The sequence below is a fragment of the Prosthecomicrobium pneumaticum genome, from assembly GCF_014199915.1.
GTDB lineage: Bacteria > Pseudomonadota > Alphaproteobacteria > Rhizobiales > Kaistiaceae > Prosthecomicrobium > Prosthecomicrobium pneumaticum.
The window spans coordinates 21,625-39,096 of the sequence record NZ_JACHOO010000004.1 but is presented as its reverse complement, the minus strand read 5'-3'; the positions used below and the strand labels follow the sequence as shown (position 1 = coordinate 39,096).

Below are 17,472 nucleotides of genomic sequence, written 5' to 3'. Positions count from 1 at the left end.
GGTTTCTTGTTGTCTTTGTTCGGTGTCAGGCGGCCGGGGCGCGCACGGCCGCCATGAAGGCGCGGACGCGCTCCGGGTCGAAGGTGCCGGTCGCGGCACCGGTGGTCTTGAGGGAGGAACTGACGATCGCCCCGTCGGCGAGCGCGGTGACCTCGTGCCAGTTGCCGGCATTGACGCTGCCGCCGACGAGGATCGGCACGGCACCGAGCGCCCGGCGCGCGGTGCCGAGATAATCGAGCGTCTGGGCATAGGACTTGCCGGTGAGAACGAGGCCATCGGCCGCGCCGAGACGGACGGCGAAGTCGAGATCCTCCGCGAGGCCGCCCGAGACGAGCGGCGTGCCGGTGCGGTCGTGCACATCGGCGAAGATCGCCACGTGCTCGGCGTTCCAGCGCGTGCGCAGCTTGATCGCGGTGTGCGCCTCCGCCACCTCGATGCCGAAGGGCGTCAGCATCGCGCCGACATAGACCTTGATGCGGACGAAATCGATGTTCGCCGCCGAGGCGACCGCGAACATCGCCTCCGCATCGTTCTCGAGGAAATTGAGCCCGACCGGCACGTCGTGACGGGCGGTGATCTCGCTCGCCACCCGCGTCATCCAGGCGGCCTGGACCGGCGTCACCCGGGCGGCGACCGGCACGTCGCCGAGATTCTGCACCATCAGCGCGTCGATGCCGTTCTCGACGAGGAGCTCCGCCTCGGCGAGTGCCGGCTCGAGCACGTCCGCGATCCGCCCGCCGCGCCAGCGGCTGCTCTCCGGCAGCGGGCCGAGCTGGATCATGCCGACGACCGGCTTGCCGCCCTTGCGGATGAAGTCGACGAGGCGGGTCATCGGCCGACCGCCGTGACGATCGTCTGCGAGGAATGGAAGATCTGGCGGAAGTTCACTTCCTGGCGGCGGCTGTCGTGGAAGCCGAGGAAGGGAATGCCCTGCTCGTGGGCGATCCGGCAGGAGAGGTATTCGAAGGGCAGCTTGTAGACGAAGGGCGTCAGATATTCCGGAATGCCGGCCGGCATCGGGAAATAGATGTCGGCGGCGGCTTCCGCCGCGGCATCGTCCTCTGCGCCGATGATGACGACGCGCGAACCCATGTCGCGGGCCGCCTGTGCCTGTTCGAGACCGCGATTGTGACCGGCGCCGGGCGGCAGGATGATGATGGTGTCGACCGTCTCGTCGGTCATGAAATACTGCTCGTGCGCCCATTCCTCGAGCTGCGAGACATGCGCGGCGCGGGTGAGCGATTCGAACCATTTGGCGACGCCGAAATGGGCCGTGGCGTAGTTCGGGCCACCGCCGAGGATGACCGTCTGCCGGTCCCGCCCGAAGGAGGCCGCGACCGCCGCGGCCCGTGCCGCGGTCGGCGCGTCGGCCGCCGCCATCGCGTCGGCGACGGCGCGGATCTCCGCGACCAGCGCGGCCGAGCGCGCGGCGTCGAGCCGGCCGACCCGCTCGCCGAAGGCGATCGCCGCGGCGTAGAGGCCGAGCATGCTGCCGGTATAGGTGATCGTGCCGGGCGTCACGACGCGCGAGCCGTCGGCCTGGATCTTGATGTTCGGGGTGGCATTGACCTTGATCAGCGTCTCGGCCGCCCTGGCGAGGTTGTTGTCGGCGGAGACGGTCACGGCGAAGGTCCAGGCGCCCCGGTCGCGGGCGAGGCGGACGCCTTCGATGGTGCGCGACACGGTTCCGGAATTGGAGATGCCGAAGACGAAGCTGTCGTCGGGCAGGTCCTCGACGAGATAGCGGGAGAATTCGAGCGCCTCGACCGGTTCGACGAACAGGCCGGTCGCCTTCATCATGAAGCTGCGCACCGCGATGGCGGCGAAATAGCTGTCGCCGCAGCCGATCATGAAGCCGTGCCGCAGCGTGCCGGGCTCGCGCGCCGCCAGCACGCCGCGCATCGTGTCGAGCATGCCGTCGAGATTGTCGCGCACGAATGCCGGCTGCATCGCGATCTCGCGCAGCATCACCGCCTTTTCGTTGTCCACTTCGTTTCTCCCTTCATCGAACGGGTTCGCCGGCCGGCGGACCCGCGGTCTAGATCGGTCGTGTCTCGACGGTCGAACGCAGCCGCGCGCGGCGCGCCTCGGCCTCCGCGGCCACGGCGGCGAGGAGGCCGTCCGGCCCGTGGGTCGCCACCGCATAGGAGGCGGAGACGGAGCCGAAGAGCGCCGCCTCGACCGGGTCGCGCGTGCGGGCGAAGCCATAGAGCGCGCCGCCGGAAAAGGCGTCGCCGGCGCCCGTCGTGTCGACGACGGTCTGCGCCGCGGTGCCGACCCGCACCAGATCGGCGGCGCCGGCGGCATGCAGCAGCACGCCCTCTTGGCCGCATTTGACGGCGATCAGCGGCAGATCGGGGGCGATGTCGCGCAGCGCCCGGATGGCATCGGCCGGAGAGCGGCCGGGCATCAGGGCGGCAACATCCTGCAGGCTCGGCAGGAAGAGGTCGATCGCCGCGAGCAGCCGCTTCAGATCGGCCGGAGGCACCGCATCGAGATGGCGATCGTCCGGATCGACCGAGATCACCGCCGCGCCGCCGGCGCGCAGATGCTCCGCAAAGGCGATATGAAGGTCCCAGGGCAGCGGCGCGAGATGGGCATGGGCATAGCGCGCGCCGTCGATATCGGCGGCCGTCGGGCTGAAGGCATGCCAGTTCCGGCTCGCCGAACGGAAGGTGAAGGTGCGGGTGCCGTCCTCCTCGTAGAGGCCCCAATTGCGCAGCGTCCGCTCGAGCGGCCGGCAGCGCGACAGGTCGACCCGCCCCGCGAGCGCCTCGACCGGATAGTCGGGTCCGACCGGCGCGACCACATCCGGCCGCTCGCCCCACAGCGCAATGCCGAGCGCGGAATAGATCGCGTTGCCGCCCGGCGTCCGCCACATGGTGGAGCCGTCCGGGAAGACCAGATCGTCGATCGTCACATTGCCGAGCGTGGCGAAGGCGGTCATGCCGGCCGCCCCGTGCGCAGCGAGGTGAACTCGACGACTTCGGAATTGTGGTAGCTGACCGCGTAGAGAACCGGCCGGCCGTTGAGGTCGAAATGCGTCTCGCGCACCAGAAGGAGCGGCGCGTTCCGCTTCAACTGCAGCCGCTTGGCGATCGCCGCATCGGCGGCGACGGCGGTGATCAGCACCCGGCTGTGCGAGATCGGATGGCCGCAGGCGGTGCGCAGGAATTCGTAGAGCGAGGAGCCGTCAAAGGCCGAGAGGGTCTGGAAATCCTCCTCCGGCGAGGCGAGCGACAGATATTCGTGCGAGAAGGCGAGCGGCGCGCCGTCGATCAGCCGGACGCGCGAGATGTGGGTCACCTCGCTGCCGGCGGAGAGGCCGAGCGCTCCGGCGACGGCCGGGGAAGCCGCGACGAGATCGATCTCGAGATCGGCGACGGAGGGCTCGCCGCCGACCGAGCGGATCAGGTCGGTCATCGAGCGCATCATCTCGAGCGAGCCCAGGATCGGCTTCGGCTCGCTGGCGATGAAGGTGCCGACGCCGTGCCGGACATCGAGAAGGCCCTCGCGGGCGAGAACGCGGATCGCCTCGCGCAGGGTCGGCCGGCTGATCGACAGATTGCGGGCGAGCACGGCCTCGGGCGCCAGCCGGCCGCCGCCCTTCAGCTTGCCGGACAGGATCTGCTCGCGCAGCGCGTTGGCGACGCGCTGGACGAGATCCTCGCGCGGCGAACCGGGCGCCCAGATCTTCGCCGCCAGCTCCTGAAAATGGCTCGAATCCACGTTTCTTCCTCACCGATCGGTTGCGATGCCCAAAGGCTCGCACTCGCTCGGGACCGCGTCAATCAGTCCACAGAGGTCAAAAGTCTGACCTCTTTTCTCTCGCTTGTCCAGCGCGTTCGAAGAGGCGACGGCGCGCATCGCGACAGCGGCTCCGCCATGGCGGGGGTGCACGAGGCGGTCGAGCCCTCGGGCGTCGCGAAGACATCCGCGGCGGGCGATGCCGTGAATCGATGGTGAGGCGGAGGTCAGTGCGCCGGCGCCGGCACGATCTTGTTGCGGCCGCGCGCGCGGGCCGCCGCGGCCGGTATTTCCTCCCCCCGCGCACCGGCCGGCGGGGCGTCATTCGCCTCCCCCGCCGCCCGATCGTCCTGCCGCCGCAGCGACCCGCCGCGGCCTCCAACGTCGCCCCGGCACGGAGCACTTCGATAGACTGAGAATTTCTTGTCTCTCCGGACAAAATGTCGCCGTTTCTATGTATTCTGGACGGCATATACAATGTATCCTGGAACGAATATAAAGAACCGCGATTGCCGACCGCCGGGACCGGGCCTATAAACCAGCCGACGACTGCGCCTGCCTTCGCCTGTCCTTGCGGCAGGAGGCGCGGCGCCGCCACGGCAACGGGCGAAACGGCATGCTCACCACCCTCGTCATCGGTTTGCGGGAAGGCCTCGAGGCGGCGTTGATCGTCGGCATCATCGCCGCCTTCCTGCGCCGCAACGGCCGCGGCCTCGCCGCAATGTGGGCCGGCGTCGGCCTCGCGCTCCTCCTCTCGCTCGCCGTCGGCCTGGGTCTGGAGCGCGTCGAGGAAAGCCTGCCGCAGGCCGCGCAGGAGGGCATGGAGGCGGTGATCGGCGCCATCGCCGTCGTCTTCGTCACCGGCATGATCGTCTGGATGAACGGCCATGCCCGCGACATGAAGCGGCGGATCGAGGCGGACGCTGCGGCGGCGATCGGCCGGCACGGCGCCTTCGCGCTCGCGGCCATGGCTTTCCTCGCCGTGCTGCGCGAGGGCTTCGAGACGAGCGTCTTCCTCCTCGCCACCCTCTCCGCGGCGCAATCGGCCGCCTGGGCGGCGTCCGGCGCGCTCATCGGCCTCGTCCTCGCCGGCGCGATCGGCTGGGGCATCTATGCCGGCGGCGTGCGGATCCCTCTCGGCCGCTTCTTCCGGGTGACCGGCGTCTTCCTGATCCTCGTCGCGGCCGGCCTCGTCGTCACCGCGCTCCGCTCGGCACACGAGGCCGGCTGGCTCCTCGGCGGCCAGCAGCGGCTCTTCGATCTCTCCGCGCTCGTGGCGCCGGGGACGGTGCGCGCTGCGCTCGTCACCGGCGTGCTCGGCATCCCGGCCGATCCCCGGCTGATCGAGGGGATGGGCTGGCTCGCCTATCTCGTGCCGGTCTCGCTCGTCCTCTTCTGGCCGGCCCGCCTGCGGCCCGCGCCGCGCCGCGCCGCACAGCTCCGTCATGCGGGCGCCGCCGGCCTCACCGTAATCGCGCTCGGCCTCGCGACGCTCGCGCCCGTCGGGACGCCCTCCGTGCCGGCGCGCGCGCCGCTCCTCGCCGGTGTGGAGGGCACCGGTGGCCCGCGCGGCAGCGCTGCCTTCGAGATGGCGGGCGGGCCGCGGCTCGTCGTTTCCCTGCCGCCCGCCGCAGAGACCGCGATCCCGCTCGCGGCCGATGCCGCCCGCACCGAACAGCGCGGCGGGCGCGTGGTGACCGTGTGGTCGATCGCCCGGGACGCGCCGGAGACGGACCACCCCGCCCTGCTCACCCTCGACGCGGTCGCGGCGCTCGCCGGCGGGCGGCTGCCGGTCGGCTTCAACCCCTCCCGCAATCCCGGCCCGTTCGCCGCGCGCTGGACCGAGCAGCGCCGGCTCACCGTCGAGACGGAAGGCGACCTCCTCCTCGATGCGCACGAGACGGGCCGGACGGTGGTGACGCTGTCCGGCGGCGGCCTGCAGACGCCGCGCGCGGTGACGCTGGCGGCCGGCGCGGACGACGCGGCCGCTGCCTGGCATGTCGACCCCGCCTATCGCGACGCCGCCCGCGCGGCGCTCGCGGGCAAGGCCGCCGCTGCGGCCGAGCGGACGCTGTGGTCGGTCGAGCTGCCGGCCGCCCTCTTCCTCGCCGCCCTGCCGCTCGCCGTCGCCGGCGGACGGCGCCGCGCCCGCGCCATCGGCGCCGCGGAGCCCACCCCTGCCCCCGCCCCGCACCGTCCCGGACGCAACGGTCCGCCGGTCCGGAACGGCGAGACACCTTCCCGCCCGCAAGGAGCCCCCCATGCGACCTGAGACCCGGAACATCGCGGCGACGACGCCGGCCACCCTGCGCCCTGTGCGCCGCCACCCGGCGCTCGCCGCCGCGGCCGGTCTCGCCGCGCTCGTCGCCCTCTCCCCCGCCGCGCGGGCGGAGACCGATGCCGCGCCGGTCAAGGACGGCGTCGCGCAGGTGGCGATCACCCTCCTCGGAGACGAAGGTGGGCGCTGCGTCCTCGACCATGCGAGCGCGCCGGCCGGTCCGGTCACCTTCTCGGTCACCAACAGGAGCGCCCCGGGCCTCGTCGAACTCGAACTGCTCGGCGACGACCGCATTCTCGGCGAGAAGGAGAATCTCGCGCCGGGCCTGCCGACCGTCGCCTTCACCGTAACGCTCGGCGGCGGCGGCTACGCCATCTATTGCCCCGGCGCGGCGCAGGAGATGCAGGCCTTCACCGTGACCGGCGCGGCGGCCGCAACGGCGACGAGCGACACCGCAGCCCTGCTCGCCGAAGGCGCCGCGGGCTACGCCCACTATGTCGACGGCATCGTCGACGCGATGGCGACCGCGGTCGGGCGGCTGCGCGCCGACATCGACGCCGGCGACCTCGCCGCCGCCCGGCGCGACTACGCGCTCGCCCGCCCCTTCTACGAACGCATCGAATCGGATGTCGACGGCTTCGTGCTCGACGGCCATGCGCTCACCGACAATGCGGGCAATCTCGATTATCTCGTCGACATGCGCGCCTCGAACCTCGATCCCGCGGTCGGCTGGCACGGCTTCCACGCCATCGAGCGGGATCTCTTCGAGAGCGGCGCGATCACCGCATCGACGAAGGCGCTCGGCGTCGAACTCGAACGGAATGTCGAGCTGCTGCGCACCCGGGTGAAGACGCTCGCCTACAAGCCCGAAGATCTTGCGAACGGCGCCGCGAGCCTGCTCGAGGAGGTGCAGACCAACAAGGTCAGCGGCGAGGAAGAATCCTACAGCCACATCGACCTCGTCGATTTCGCCGGCAATGTCGAAGGCGCAGAACAGGCCTTCGCCTTCCTCGAGCCCGGGCTCGAGCGGATCGACCCCGACCTCGCCGCGCGGGTGAAGGCCGCCTTCGCCGCCGTGAAGACCGCACTCGCCGCCTATCGCGACCCGCAGACGCCGGGCGGCTATGCGACCTACACCGCGGCGCTCCGGGACGCCGAGGCGCCGAAGCTCAGCCGGACGATCGCCGCGCTGCAGGAGCCGCTCGCCCGCATCGCCGAAAAAGTCGCGACGGCGAACTGATGACCGAGACATCCCGCCCCGCCCGTCCCGCCCTCTCCCGTCGCGGCCTGCTGTTCGGCGCCGCGGCCGGCACGGTGGGCGCCACGCTCGCGGCAACGACGGCCTCGCCCGCCGCTGCGGCTGCACCACCGGACGCCGAAGACCTCGTCGATCTGGCGCGGACCTATCCCTTCTACGGCACCGCGGAACAGGCGGGCATCCGCACGCCGCCGCAGCGCCACATCGTCTTCATGACCTTCGATCTCGTCTCGCCGCAGCGCGCCGACCTGCAGCACCTCCTCGCACGCTGGTCGGCGGCGGCGGCGCAGATGATGAAGGGCGGCGCGATCGGCCGGATCGAGCCGGCCCGGCCGGATGCGGTCGGCCTCGACACCGGCGAGGCGCTCGGCCTCGGCCCGGCCGCGCTCACCGTGACCTTCGGGCTCGGCCCGGCGGTGTTTTCCGATCGCTATGGCCTCGCGGCGCAGCGGCCGGCGGGCCTGCGGCCGCTCGCGCCGCTGCCGAGCGACGCGCTGAAGCCGGAATTTTCCGGCGGCGACCTGTCGGTCCAGGCCTGCGCCGACGATCCGCAGGTCGCCTATCACGCGGTGCGCGATCTCGCCCGCATCGCCCGGACGACCGGCACGGCGGCGACCCGCTTCGCCGTGCTCGGCTTCGGCCGCGCCTCGGCAGGCCCGGGCCAGACGACGCCACGCAACCTCTTCGGCTACAAGGACGGCACGCGCAACATCCGCGGCGACGCCGATTTCGACCGCTTCGTGTGGATCGGCGACGGGCCGCAGGGGATCCGCGGCGGCAGCTATCAGGTGGTGCGCAAGATCGAGATGCACATCGAGAACTGGGACACCGACCGGATCGGCGACCAGAACGCGGTGTTCGGCCGGTTCAAACAGTCCGGTGCGCCGCTATCGGGCAGAGACGAGTTCGACACGCCCGACTTCGCGCTCCGCGACGCCGCCGGCGCGCCGGTGATCCCGCCCGCCTCGCATGTCGCGCTCGCGGCGCCGGAGAACAATGACGGCGTCAAGATTCTCCGCCGCTCCTACAATTATACCGACGGCATCAACGCCCTCGGCCAGCTCGACGCGGGGCTCCTCTTCATCTCCTACCAGAACGATCCCGCCCATTTCGAACGGATCCAGGCCCGCCTCGGCGCCGCCGACCGGCTGAGCGAATATGTGAGCCATATCGGCTCGGCGATCTTCTTCGTGCCGCCGGCGGCCCCCGAGGGCTCCTATATCGGCGCCCCGCTCTTCGCCTGAGCGCCGCGCCGGCCAAGCCTCGGCCGAGGCTCAGCGCCCACGCCCGGAGGATACCGGGCGGCCGACGCCGGCAGCGGCACGCGTGAGGCGATCACCGCTCCTCGAACCGAGGGCGGTGGCCTCTGCCGGCCCGCGCCCTGCCGCCCGCTGCCGCTCGGCCTCACCGCGCTTGACAGGCGGCACGGCACGGCTGAACCTGTCGAGACGTCGGACCTCTGTTCTCCTCACGGGATGCCGCCATGGCCCATCACCACCTCGCCGCGACACCCGAAACCGTGCAGTGGGGCCGCTTCGCCGCGTCGATCCCGCCGGCCTTGACCGTCGCCTCCGGCGACAGCGTGACGATCGAGTGCCTGACCGGCCTCCCCGCGCTGCTGCCGCCGGAAGGGTCCGGCATGACCGTCTCGGCCGCCCACCGGGCGATCCACGCGGCAAACCTGCCGGTGCGCTTCGGCCATCTCCTGACCGGGCCGGTGGCGATCGAGGGGGCCGAGCCGGGCGACATGCTCGAAGTGCGCATCGACGCCGTCGAGCTCGGCACCGACTGGGCCTTCAACGTCGTCGAGCCCTTCGAGGGCACGCTGCCGGATGATTTCGTCATGCCGCAGCGCGTGCTCGACCATCTGCCGATCGACCGCGCCCGCCGCGTCGCCACCCTCCCCTGGGGCGGCGCGCTGCCGCTTTCGCCCTTCTTCGGCGTGATGGGCGTCGCGCCGCCGCCGCATTACGGCGAGCTCTCCTCGCGCGAGCCGCGGCTGCACGGCGGCAATCTCGACAACAAGGACCTCGGCCCCGGCGCCACCCTCTTCCTGCCGGTCTGGGCGGAGGGCGCGCTGTTCTCGGTCGGCGACGGCCATGGCGCGCAGGGGCATGGCGAGGTCTGCGTCACCGCGGTCGAGACCGGCCTCAACGGCACCTTCACCTTCATCCTGCACAAGAAGACCGGCGATGCGCCCCTCCTCGGCTTTCCGCGCGGCGAGACGCCGACCCATCTGCTCAGCATGGGCATGGACGAGGATCTCGACGAGGCGATGCGCCGGGCGGTGCGGGCGATGATCGACATGGTCACCGAGCGGACCACCCTGTCGCGCCGCGAGGCCTACCAGCTCTGCTCGCTCGCCGCCGACTTCCACGTCACCCAGGTGGTCAACGGCGAGAAGGGCGTGCACGGCCTGCTCGCCAAAGACCTTTTGACCCCGGCGCTGCGATGAGCGGTCGGCGCGTCCTCGTCACCGGCGGCGCCGGCCTGGTCGGCCTCGCGGTCCGCCGCGCCCTCGCCGCGCGCGGCGACCGGGCGCTCGCGGTCGACATGACGGATTTCGGCCGGGACGATCCCGGGCTGGTGCGGCTCTCCTTCGCGCAGATGGACGCGCTCGAGGCGCATCTCGCCGCCGGGCCGGTCGACGCCATCGTCCATGCCGGCGCGGTGTCCTCGCCGGTGATGGCGCGCGACACGCCGCTCGCGATCGTCGACGTCAATGTGACGGCGACGGCCCGGCTCCTCGACATCGCCCGCCGGCAGGGCATCGGCCGCTTCGTCTTCTGCTCCTCGCACGTCGTCTATGGCGATGTCGGCGCCGGCCTGATCGACGAGGAGCGGGCGCCCCATCCCGCCACCGCCTATGCCGCCTCGAAAGTCGCGGGCGAGGCGCTCGTCGAGTGCTTCGCGCGCGATTACGGCGTGCCGGGCGTCAGCCTGCGCATCACCCGCGTCTACGGACCCCATCGGCGCGCCAATTGCTTCCTGCGCGAGATCATCCGCGACGCCGCCGCGGGCCGCCCGACGGTGATCCCCTGCGATCCCGCCTTCCCCTACCACTTCATCCATGTCGACGACGTCGCCGGCGCGATCCTCGCCGCGCTCGACGCCCCCGCCCTTCCTTTCGGGGCGCTCAACGTGACCTCGGGCGAACGGCTCACCATGCCGGAGGTCGCGGCGATCGCCCGCCGCGTCCTGCCCGCGGCGCGGATCGAGCTCGTCGAGGGCCGCGACCCGGCGCCCGAGGTACAGGAGGACTTTTCGCTCGCCCGCATCGCCGCCGCGCTCGGCTGGCGGCCGCGCCTGCCGCTTTCAGAAGGCTTCGCCGCCTATGCCGCGGCGATGCCGGAGCCGGAGGCGATCCCGGCATGAAGCTCGCGACGCTCGCGGCCGACGGCGCGCCCTTCGTCGCGGCGATCCATGACGGCGACCGCCGCGCCTTCGATCTCGCCGCGGCGGCACGGCGCGCGGGCGCCGATCCCTCCCTCTACGCCACCATGCTCGATCTCGTCGCGGCCGGCCCGGAAGCGCTTTCGGTCGCCGCGGGGCTTCTCGCGGCGCAGGCCGGGGATGAGAGCCTTTCCCGGCCGCTCGGCGCGTTCCGCTTTCTCGCGCCCTTGCCGCAGCCGACCCAGATCCGCGAATGCGCGCTCTTCGCGCAGCATGTGCGCCATGCGCCGGCCGGCATGCGGCGGCTCGCCGGCGAGCCGGACGCGCAGCCGCTCGACGCCGTGCCCGCCGCCTTCGCCGAGCGGCCGGTCTTCTACTTCCAGAACCGCATGAACGTGGTCGGCCACGGCGCCGCGATCGCCTGGCCGGGCGCGAGCCGCGTCATCGACTACGAGCTCGAACTCGGCCTCGTGATCGGCCGCGGCGGCCGCGACATCGCCCCCGACGCGGCGGCCCGCCACATCTTCGGCTACACGATCTACAACGATTTCTCCGCCCGCGACCTGCAGCTCGACGAGACGCGGGCCGGCTTCGGCCCGTCGAAATCGAAGAGCTTCGACGGCGCGAACGCGCTCGGGCCGTGGATCGTCACGGCCGACGAGATCGGCGATCCGCGCGGCCTCGCCGTCTCGGTGGCGATCAATGGCGAGACCATCGCCCGCTCCCGGCTCGACGGCATGCTGCACGCCCCGGCCGACCTCCTCGCCCATCTGTCGCGCGACGAACGGCTCTTTCCGGGGGAACTGATCGGCTTCGGCACGGCGCCGGCCGGCTGCGGCCTCGAACTCGGCCGCTATCTCGAACGCGGCGATACGGTCGCGCTGACGGTCGAGAGGATCGGCACGCTCGTGAACCGCATCGCGCCCGGCTGACCGGGCGCGCGCGGCGCGAATCTCAGCCGACGTCGAAGCGCACGCCTTGCGCGAGCGGCATGGCGGAGCCGTAATTGATCGCGCTCGTCATCCGCCGCATATAGGCCTTCCAGGCGTCGGAGCCGGATTCCCGGCCGCCGCCGGTCTCCTTCTCGCCGCCGAAGGCGCCGCCGATCTCGGCGCCCGATGTGCCCATGTTCACATTGGCGATGCCGCAATCCGAGCCGAGCGCCGAGAGGAAGCGGTCCGCCTCGCGCATGTCGGTGGTGAAGATCGAGGAGGAGAGGCCCTGCGGCACCCCGTTCTGCAGCGCGATCGCCTCCTCGAAGGTCGAATAGCGCAGCACATAGAGGATCGGCGCGAAGGTCTCCTCGATCACCGGCCCCGTCTGCGCCGGCATCTCGACGAGCGCCGGGCGGACATAATGGCCGCCCTCGAGGCCGGCGACCGCGGCGCGGCCGCCGCCATGCACCGTTCCGCCGGCGGCCGAGGCCGCGGCGAGCGCCTTCTCCATGCCGGCGATCGCCGCCGCGTCGATCAGCGGGCCGACGAGCACGCCCTCCTCGAGCGGATCGCCGATCCGCACCGAGCGATAGACCTCGATCAGCCGCGGCACCAGCCGGTCATAGACGCTCTCGTGCACGATCAGCCGCCGCAGCGTTGTGCAGCGCTGGCCGGCCGTGCCCATCGCGCCGAAGGCGATGGCGCGCAGCGCCAGGTCGAGATCGGCCGAGGGCGCGACGATCGAGGCATTGTTGCCGCCGAGCTCGAGAATCGCCCGGCCGAAGCGGTCCGCCACCGCGCGGCCGACGATCCGGCCCATGGCGGTCGAGCCGGTCGCCGAGACGACGGGCACGCGGGCATCGCCGACGAGCGCCGCTCCGGTGTCGCGCGCCCCGAGCACGAGTTCGGAAAGGCCGGCCGGCGCCTCGGGAAAATCGGCGATCACCCGGTCGACCAGCGCCGAAACGGCGAGCGCGGTGAGCGGCGTCTTCTCCGACGGCTTCCACACCACGCTGTCGCCGCAGACGAAAGCGAGCGCGGCGTTCCAGCTCCACACCGCGACAGGGAAGTTGAAGGCGCTGATCACGCCGACGACGCCCGCCGGATGCCACTGTTCCTGCAGCCGGTGGTCGGCGCGCTCCGAGCCCATGGTGAGGCCGTAGAGCTGGCGCGACAGGCCGACGGCGAAATCGCAGATGTCGATCATCTCCTGCACCTCGCCGAGGCCCTCGGAGACGATCTTGCCGGCCTCGATCGAGACCAGCCGGCCGAGATCGTCCTTCGCGGCGCGGAGCGCCTCGCCGAGGCGGCGGACGAACTCGCCGCGCCGCGGCGCCGGAACGGCGCGCCAGGCGAGGAAGGCCGCCCGCGCCCGGCCGATCGCGGCGGCCACCTCGTCGGGCGAGGCGTCGGCGACGCGGCCGATCTCCGATCCGTCGATCGGCGAGCGGACGATCCGCGCGCCGTCCGTGAAACGCTCCGGCGCGGCGCCGAGCGCGGTGAGGATGCGCGCGACCTCGGCGGCGAGCGAGTCGGTTGCGGCGGCGGAAGCGAGGGCGGGGGCCGTCATGGACGAAGATCCTGAGCAAAATCCGGTCGAGCCGCACCGGGGCGCGGCGGTCATGCCCATGACCTAGGCCGGGGAAGGAGGGTGAGGCAAGCCCCGCAAGATCGGCCCGGCGGCGAGATGCCCCTACCGCTTGCCGATGTCCGGCCGGCCGGCGGGGGTCAGCTCGAGGTCGCCGTCCTCGCGATCGGAACCGACCGCCTCGGACACGCCGACGCCGTGCCGGTAGCTCAGCTCGCCGCCGAGCCAGCCGGCGACGAGGAGCAGCAGGAAGGCAACGCCGGAACTGATCACATGCGGCATCAGGACGGGCGGATTGTCGGTGCCCCAACCCTCGCGCCGCAGCAGCAAGCTGAAGAACGCGACGGCGAGCATCAGAACATTGACCGCCCCGTGCGCCCAGCCGATGCCCATGGTGCGCGCCCGCCGCACGCCCATCATCTCGACGATGCCGAAGACCGCGGCGAGAAGGCCGCCGATCAGCCCCGCGGCGAGCAGGAAGAACGAGATCCCGGCCCAGAGCGGCCCGCCGGTCGTAATGCCGAAGAGATCGGAGACGAAGGCGAGCGCGAAGGCCCCGATCGGGATCGGCACGATGAGCGGATGCAGCGGATGGCCGAACAGGGCGGCAGCCGACCCGCTGCCATTGGGATAAGAGCGACCCACGTTTCTCTCCTTCGCGACAGGCGTCCACCGGCCGAACCGGCGGGCTCCGCGAGGGTTCCCGGGGACGCCGGTGGGCCGGCGCCGCGCCAGGCGTAGTCGTGGGAGGGGGTGCCCGGCGACCCTCAGCGTCGCCGCGGACCGGCCGCGAGGGCCCGGCTCACTCGTCCATCTTCAGCGCGGCGATGAAGGCTTCCTGCGGAATCTCCACCTTGCCGAACTGGCGCATCCGCTTCTTGCCTTCCTTCTGCTTCTCGAGAAGCTTGCGCTTGCGGGTGACGTCGCCGCCATAGCACTTCGCCGTCACGTCCTTCCGGAGCGCCCGCACCGTCTCGCGGGCGATGATCTTGCCGCCGATCGCCGCCTGGATCGGGATGACGAAGAGATGCTGCGGGATCAGGTCCTTGAGCTTCTCGCACATTGCCCGGCCGCGGCGCTCCGCCTGCGTCTTGTGGACGAGCATCGAGAGCGCGTCGACCGGCTCGGCGTTGACGAGGATCTGCATCTTGACGAGGTCGCCCTCGCGATAGTCCGTCAGCTGGTAGTCGAAGGAGGCGTAGCCCTTCGACACCGACTTCAGCCGGTCGTAGAAGTCGAACACCACCTCGTTGAGCGGCAGGTCATAGATCACCATCGCCCGGTTGCCGACATAGGAGAGATCGGCCTGGATGCCGCGGCGGTCCTGGCAGAGCTTGAGGATGGCGCCGAGATATTCGTCCGGCGTCAGGATGGTGGCGCGGATCCACGGCTCGGAGATGGTGTCGATCTTGACGACGTCCGGCATGTCGGCCGGATTGTGCAGCTCGATCTCGTCGCCGCTCGTCAGCCGGATGCGGTAGACGACCGAGGGCGCGGTGGCGATCAGGTCGAGATTGAACTCGCGCTCCAGCCGCTCCTGGATGATCTCCAGATGGAGGAGGCCGAGGAAGCCGCAGCGGAAGCCGAAGCCGAGCGCCGCAGAGGTCTCCATCTCGAAGGAGAACGAGGCGTCGTTGAGCCGGAGCTTGCCCATCGCGGCGCGCAGATCCTCGAACTCCGCCGCGTCGACGGGGAACAGGCCGCAGAACACCACCGGCTGCGCCGGCCGGAAGCCCGGCAGCGCGGCATCGGTCGGGCGGCGGTCGTCGGTGATCGTGTCGCCGACCCTTGTATCGGCGACCTCCTTGATCGAGCCGGTGAAGAAGCCGATCTCGCCGGGGCCGAGCGCCTCCGACGACACCATCTTCGGGGTGAACCAGCCGACCCGCTCGACGTCATAGGCGGCGCCCGAGCCCATCATGCGGATACGGTCGCCCTTCCTCAGATGGCCGTCGATGATGCGCACCAGCACGACGACGCCGAGATAGGTGTCGTACCAGCTGTCGACCAGCATCGCCTTGAGGGGCGCGTCCGGATCGCCGTTGGGCGGCGGCAGCCGCTCGACGATCGCCTCCAGCACGAGGTCGATGTTGAGCCCGGTCTTCGCCGAGATCGGCACGGCGTTCGAGGCGTCGATGCCGATCACCTCCTCGATCTGCTGCTTGATGCGGTCGGGCTCGGCCGCCGGCAGATCGATCTTGTTGAGGATCGGCACGATCTCGTGATTGTTGTCGATCGCCTGATAGACATTGGCGAGCGTCTGCGCCTCGACGCCCTGGCTCGCATCGACGACGAGGAGCGAGCCCTCGCAGGCGGCGAGCGACCGGGAGACCTCGTAGGCGAAGTCGACATGGCCCGGCGTGTCCATCAGGTTGAGCGTATAGGTCTCGCCGTCCTTCGCCGTATAGGCGAGGCGGACCGTCTGCGCCTTGATGGTGATGCCGCGCTCGCGCTCGATGTCCATCGAATCGAGCACCTGATCCTTCATCTCGCGGTCGGAAAGGCCGCCCGTCGCCTGGATCAGGCGGTCGGCGAGCGTCGACTTGCCATGATCGATATGGGCGACGATCGAGAAGTTGCGGATGTTTTTTTGCGGCGCGGTGGTCATGGCGCGCTCTCTAGCATTCCGGTTTTCCCGGCGGAAGGGCGGGAGGGGCCGGAATCAGGCCGCCGCGGCGGGTTTTCGCGGCTCGGCGGCGAGCGTGCCGAGCGCGCGGGCGCGCGCGACGACGAGGCCGGCGAGTTCGGCGACGAGCGGCCGCTCGAGCGCGCCGGGCATGCCGGCGACGAGCGCCGAATCGCGGTGCACGGGCGGCATGTCGACCGGGGCGAGATCGACGAGCCGCCCCGCCTCGATCGCGGCGCGCGCCTGCGGCTCGAGCAGGTGGCCGACGGCGAGGCCGGCCTCGATCAGCGCGAGGCCCGGCTCGAACAGCATCCGGCTCGAGGCGCGGGCGCGGCGCCGCAGCGCGAGGATCGGCTCGGGCGTCACCTGCCACCAGAAGAAGGTGAGGAAATGCGGCACGATGCCGAAGATCCGGTCGAGCGTCGGCTGCGGCCCGATCGCCGCGGCGACGGCAGGCGCCGCGGCGAGCACCACCCGCTCGCGGAAGATGGCGAGCGGCTCGAGGAAATCGAGCAGCGGGTCGAGATTGGGCCAGCCCATCACCGCGAGATCGAGCCGGCGGTCGTGCAGCCATTCGGCGATGTCGCGGTGGCGCCCCTCCTCGACGGTCAGTTCGACGAGCGGATGCGCGCGGGCGAGTTCGGCGACCGGCGCGGCGGCGAGCGTGGCGACGACGCTTCTGAGCGTCGCGAAGGCGATCCGGCCGCGATCGACGGCGCGCAGCGCATCCTCGCCCTCGATCACGGTGGCGAGCACGCGCCGCGCATAGGGCAGGAAGGTCGCGCCGCGCTCGGTCAGCCGCACCGTCCGGCCGCGCTCGAAGAGCGTGCCGCCGAGCGCCGCCTCGAGCGCCCGCACCCGCATCGAGACGGTCGCCTGGGTGACCGAAAGCCGCGCCGCCGCCTTGGTGAAGCTGCCGTCGCGGACGATCCGGTCGAAGGTGCGCAGTTGTTCGATATCCATCGCTTTTCTTTATGTCATTCTTCGCAAAGCCTTATCGGCCCCCACTCCAGATTGACAGATCCGATCGGATGAGGCGATGCTCCGCCGTGTCGCAAGGGGCGAGGTGAGGCATGGGCGCGGCGGCGGAACGAAGCGCGGGCGCGGTGACGATCGAACGGCTCGACGAGGTGGGCGCGCAGGCCGCGCTCGGCGGGCTCGCCGCGCTGCTCGCCGATGCGGTCGACCATGGCGCCTCGGTCAATTTCCTCGCCGGCCTCACCATGGCGGAGGCGGCGGCCTTCTGGGCCGGGCAGATTCCGGCGGTCGCCGACGGCATGCGGCAGATCTTCGTCGCCCGCGACGAGGCCGGGGCGATCGTCGGCTCGGTGGTGCTCACCTTCGCGCCGCAGCCGAACGGACCGCACAGGGCGGAGATCGGCAAGATGCTCGTCCATTCGCGGCTGCGCCGGCGCGGCCTCGGCCGGGCGCTGCTCGACACCGCCGAGGCGGCGGCGCGCGCCGCCGGCCGCACCATGCTGATGCTCGACACCGCGACCGGCAGCGCCGGCGAGGCGCTCTATCGCGGTTGCGGCTGGATCGAGCTCGGCACCATGCCGGACCATTCGCTGTCGACCGATGGCGTGCTCTCGGCCGCCACCTTCTTCTACAAGCGGATCGCCCCATGACCACGAGACCCGGCACGAC

At 71.4% G+C, this 17,472-nt stretch carries 15 protein-coding genes; 7 read left to right on the top strand and 8 right to left on the bottom strand.

The genetic code is table 11. The features are described from left to right. Positions 1–25 precede the first annotated feature (25 nt). Genes GGQ63_RS10510 through GGQ63_RS10495 form a run of 4 tightly spaced genes read right to left on the bottom strand, consistent with a single transcriptional unit; the run spans position 26 to position 3,729 of the window. The gene (locus GGQ63_RS10510) at positions 26–832 is read right to left on the bottom strand and encodes a BtpA/SgcQ family protein (protein WP_183855519.1); all 807 of its coding nucleotides are present in this window, start codon (positions 830–832) and stop codon (positions 26–28) included. Beyond that, a complete protein-coding gene (locus GGQ63_RS10505; protein ID WP_183855517.1) occupies positions 829–1,989 on the bottom strand; it encodes an SIS domain-containing protein in 1,161 nt (386 codons plus the stop codon). The genes GGQ63_RS10510 and GGQ63_RS10505 overlap by 4 nt, the downstream gene beginning before the upstream one ends. A 49-nt stretch (positions 1,990–2,038) precedes the next feature. Continuing rightward, complete coding sequence (locus tag GGQ63_RS10500) at positions 2,039–2,947, bottom strand: carbohydrate kinase family protein (RefSeq protein WP_183855516.1); 909 nt, start codon at positions 2,945–2,947, stop codon at positions 2,039–2,041. Next, a complete protein-coding gene (locus GGQ63_RS10495) occupies positions 2,944–3,729 on the bottom strand; it encodes a UTRA domain-containing protein (protein WP_183855513.1) in 786 nt (261 codons plus the stop codon). Before GGQ63_RS10495 ends, GGQ63_RS10500 begins: the two co-directional genes overlap by 4 nt. A 634-nt stretch (positions 3,730–4,363) precedes the next feature. On the opposite strand from GGQ63_RS10495, the gene efeU reads away from it, so the two are divergent. The 6 genes from efeU to GGQ63_RS10465 all read left to right on the top strand — a co-directional run bounded on the left by efeU (position 4,364) and on the right by GGQ63_RS10465 (position 11,608). After that, entirely contained in the window at positions 4,364–6,019 is a 1,656-nt protein-coding gene (efeU, locus tag GGQ63_RS10490) for an iron uptake transporter permease EfeU (RefSeq protein WP_183855511.1), read from the top strand. Then, the gene (gene efeO / locus GGQ63_RS10485) at positions 6,009–7,265 is read left to right on the top strand and encodes an iron uptake system protein EfeO (RefSeq protein WP_183855509.1); all 1,257 of its coding nucleotides are present in this window, start codon (positions 6,009–6,011) and stop codon (positions 7,263–7,265) included. Before efeU ends, efeO begins: the two co-directional genes overlap by 11 nt. Further along, positions 7,265–8,527 carry a Dyp-type peroxidase gene (locus GGQ63_RS10480; RefSeq protein ID WP_183855507.1) on the top strand — a complete coding sequence of 421 codons (1,263 nt, stop codon included), beginning with the start codon at positions 7,265–7,267 and terminating at the stop codon, positions 8,525–8,527. The genes efeO and GGQ63_RS10480 overlap by 1 nt, the downstream gene beginning before the upstream one ends. 239 nt (positions 8,528–8,766) lie before the next feature. After that, positions 8,767–9,738 (top strand): acetamidase/formamidase family protein, encoded by a 972-nt coding sequence (locus GGQ63_RS10475; protein ID WP_183855505.1) that lies wholly within the window; start codon positions 8,767–8,769, stop codon positions 9,736–9,738. Then, positions 9,735–10,658 (top strand): NAD-dependent epimerase/dehydratase family protein, encoded by a 924-nt coding sequence (locus GGQ63_RS10470; protein WP_183855503.1) that lies wholly within the window; start codon positions 9,735–9,737, stop codon positions 10,656–10,658. Before GGQ63_RS10475 ends, GGQ63_RS10470 begins: the two co-directional genes overlap by 4 nt. Beyond that, positions 10,655–11,608 (top strand): fumarylacetoacetate hydrolase family protein, encoded by a 954-nt coding sequence (locus GGQ63_RS10465; RefSeq protein WP_183855501.1) that lies wholly within the window; start codon positions 10,655–10,657, stop codon positions 11,606–11,608. The genes GGQ63_RS10470 and GGQ63_RS10465 overlap by 4 nt, the downstream gene beginning before the upstream one ends. A gap of 22 nt (positions 11,609–11,630) precedes the next feature. On the opposite strand, the gene amaB is transcribed toward GGQ63_RS10465, so the two are convergent. From amaB to GGQ63_RS10445, 4 genes are all read right to left on the bottom strand, one after another. Next, positions 11,631–13,181, bottom strand: a complete 1,551-nt coding sequence (gene amaB, locus GGQ63_RS10460; protein WP_183855499.1) for an L-piperidine-6-carboxylate dehydrogenase — start codon at positions 13,179–13,181, stop codon at positions 11,631–11,633. Positions 13,182–13,304: 123 nt separating this feature from the next. After that, a complete protein-coding gene (locus GGQ63_RS10455; protein WP_183855496.1) occupies positions 13,305–13,844 on the bottom strand; it encodes a DUF2231 domain-containing protein in 540 nt (179 codons plus the stop codon). A 157-nt stretch (positions 13,845–14,001) separates the two neighbouring features. After that, on the bottom strand, positions 14,002–15,807 hold the full coding sequence (gene lepA / locus GGQ63_RS10450) for a translation elongation factor 4 (RefSeq protein WP_183855494.1): 1,806 nt from the start codon (positions 15,805–15,807) through the stop codon (positions 14,002–14,004). A 54-nt stretch (positions 15,808–15,861) separates the two neighbouring features. Continuing rightward, positions 15,862–16,788, bottom strand: coding sequence for a LysR family transcriptional regulator (locus GGQ63_RS10445; protein WP_183855493.1), 927 nt, complete (start codon positions 16,786–16,788; stop codon positions 15,862–15,864). 110 nt (positions 16,789–16,898) lie between these two features. On the opposite strand from GGQ63_RS10445, the gene GGQ63_RS10440 reads away from it, so the two are divergent. Beyond that, on the top strand, positions 16,899–17,453 hold the full coding sequence (locus GGQ63_RS10440) for a GNAT family N-acetyltransferase (protein WP_183855491.1): 555 nt from the start codon (positions 16,899–16,901) through the stop codon (positions 17,451–17,453). The last annotated feature ends 19 nt before the right edge of the window (positions 17,454–17,472 follow it).

Coding starts and splice junctions, on each gene's coding strand:
- GGQ63_RS10465 (WP_183855501.1), top strand. CDS start 10,655: ATGAAGCTCGCGACGCTCGCGGCCGACGGCGCGCCCTTCGTCGCGGCG.
- GGQ63_RS10475 (WP_183855505.1), top strand. CDS start 8,767: ATGGCCCATCACCACCTCGCCGCGACACCCGAAACCGTGCAGTGGGGC.
- GGQ63_RS10470 (WP_183855503.1), top strand. CDS start 9,735: ATGAGCGGTCGGCGCGTCCTCGTCACCGGCGGCGCCGGCCTGGTCGGC.
- amaB (WP_183855499.1), bottom strand. CDS start 13,181: ATGACGGCCCCCGCCCTCGCTTCCGCCGCCGCAACCGACTCGCTCGCC.
- GGQ63_RS10440 (WP_183855491.1), top strand. CDS start 16,899: ATGGGCGCGGCGGCGGAACGAAGCGCGGGCGCGGTGACGATCGAACGG.
- efeU (WP_183855511.1), top strand. CDS start 4,364: ATGCTCACCACCCTCGTCATCGGTTTGCGGGAAGGCCTCGAGGCGGCG.
- GGQ63_RS10480 (WP_183855507.1), top strand. CDS start 7,265: ATGACCGAGACATCCCGCCCCGCCCGTCCCGCCCTCTCCCGTCGCGGC.
- GGQ63_RS10510 (WP_183855519.1), bottom strand. CDS start 832: ATGACCCGCCTCGTCGACTTCATCCGCAAGGGCGGCAAGCCGGTCGTC.
- efeO (WP_183855509.1), top strand. CDS start 6,009: ATGCGACCTGAGACCCGGAACATCGCGGCGACGACGCCGGCCACCCTG.
- lepA (WP_183855494.1), bottom strand. CDS start 15,807: ATGACCACCGCGCCGCAAAAAAACATCCGCAACTTCTCGATCGTCGCC.
- GGQ63_RS10445 (WP_183855493.1), bottom strand. CDS start 16,788: ATGGATATCGAACAACTGCGCACCTTCGACCGGATCGTCCGCGACGGC.
- GGQ63_RS10500 (WP_183855516.1), bottom strand. CDS start 2,947: ATGACCGCCTTCGCCACGCTCGGCAATGTGACGATCGACGATCTGGTC.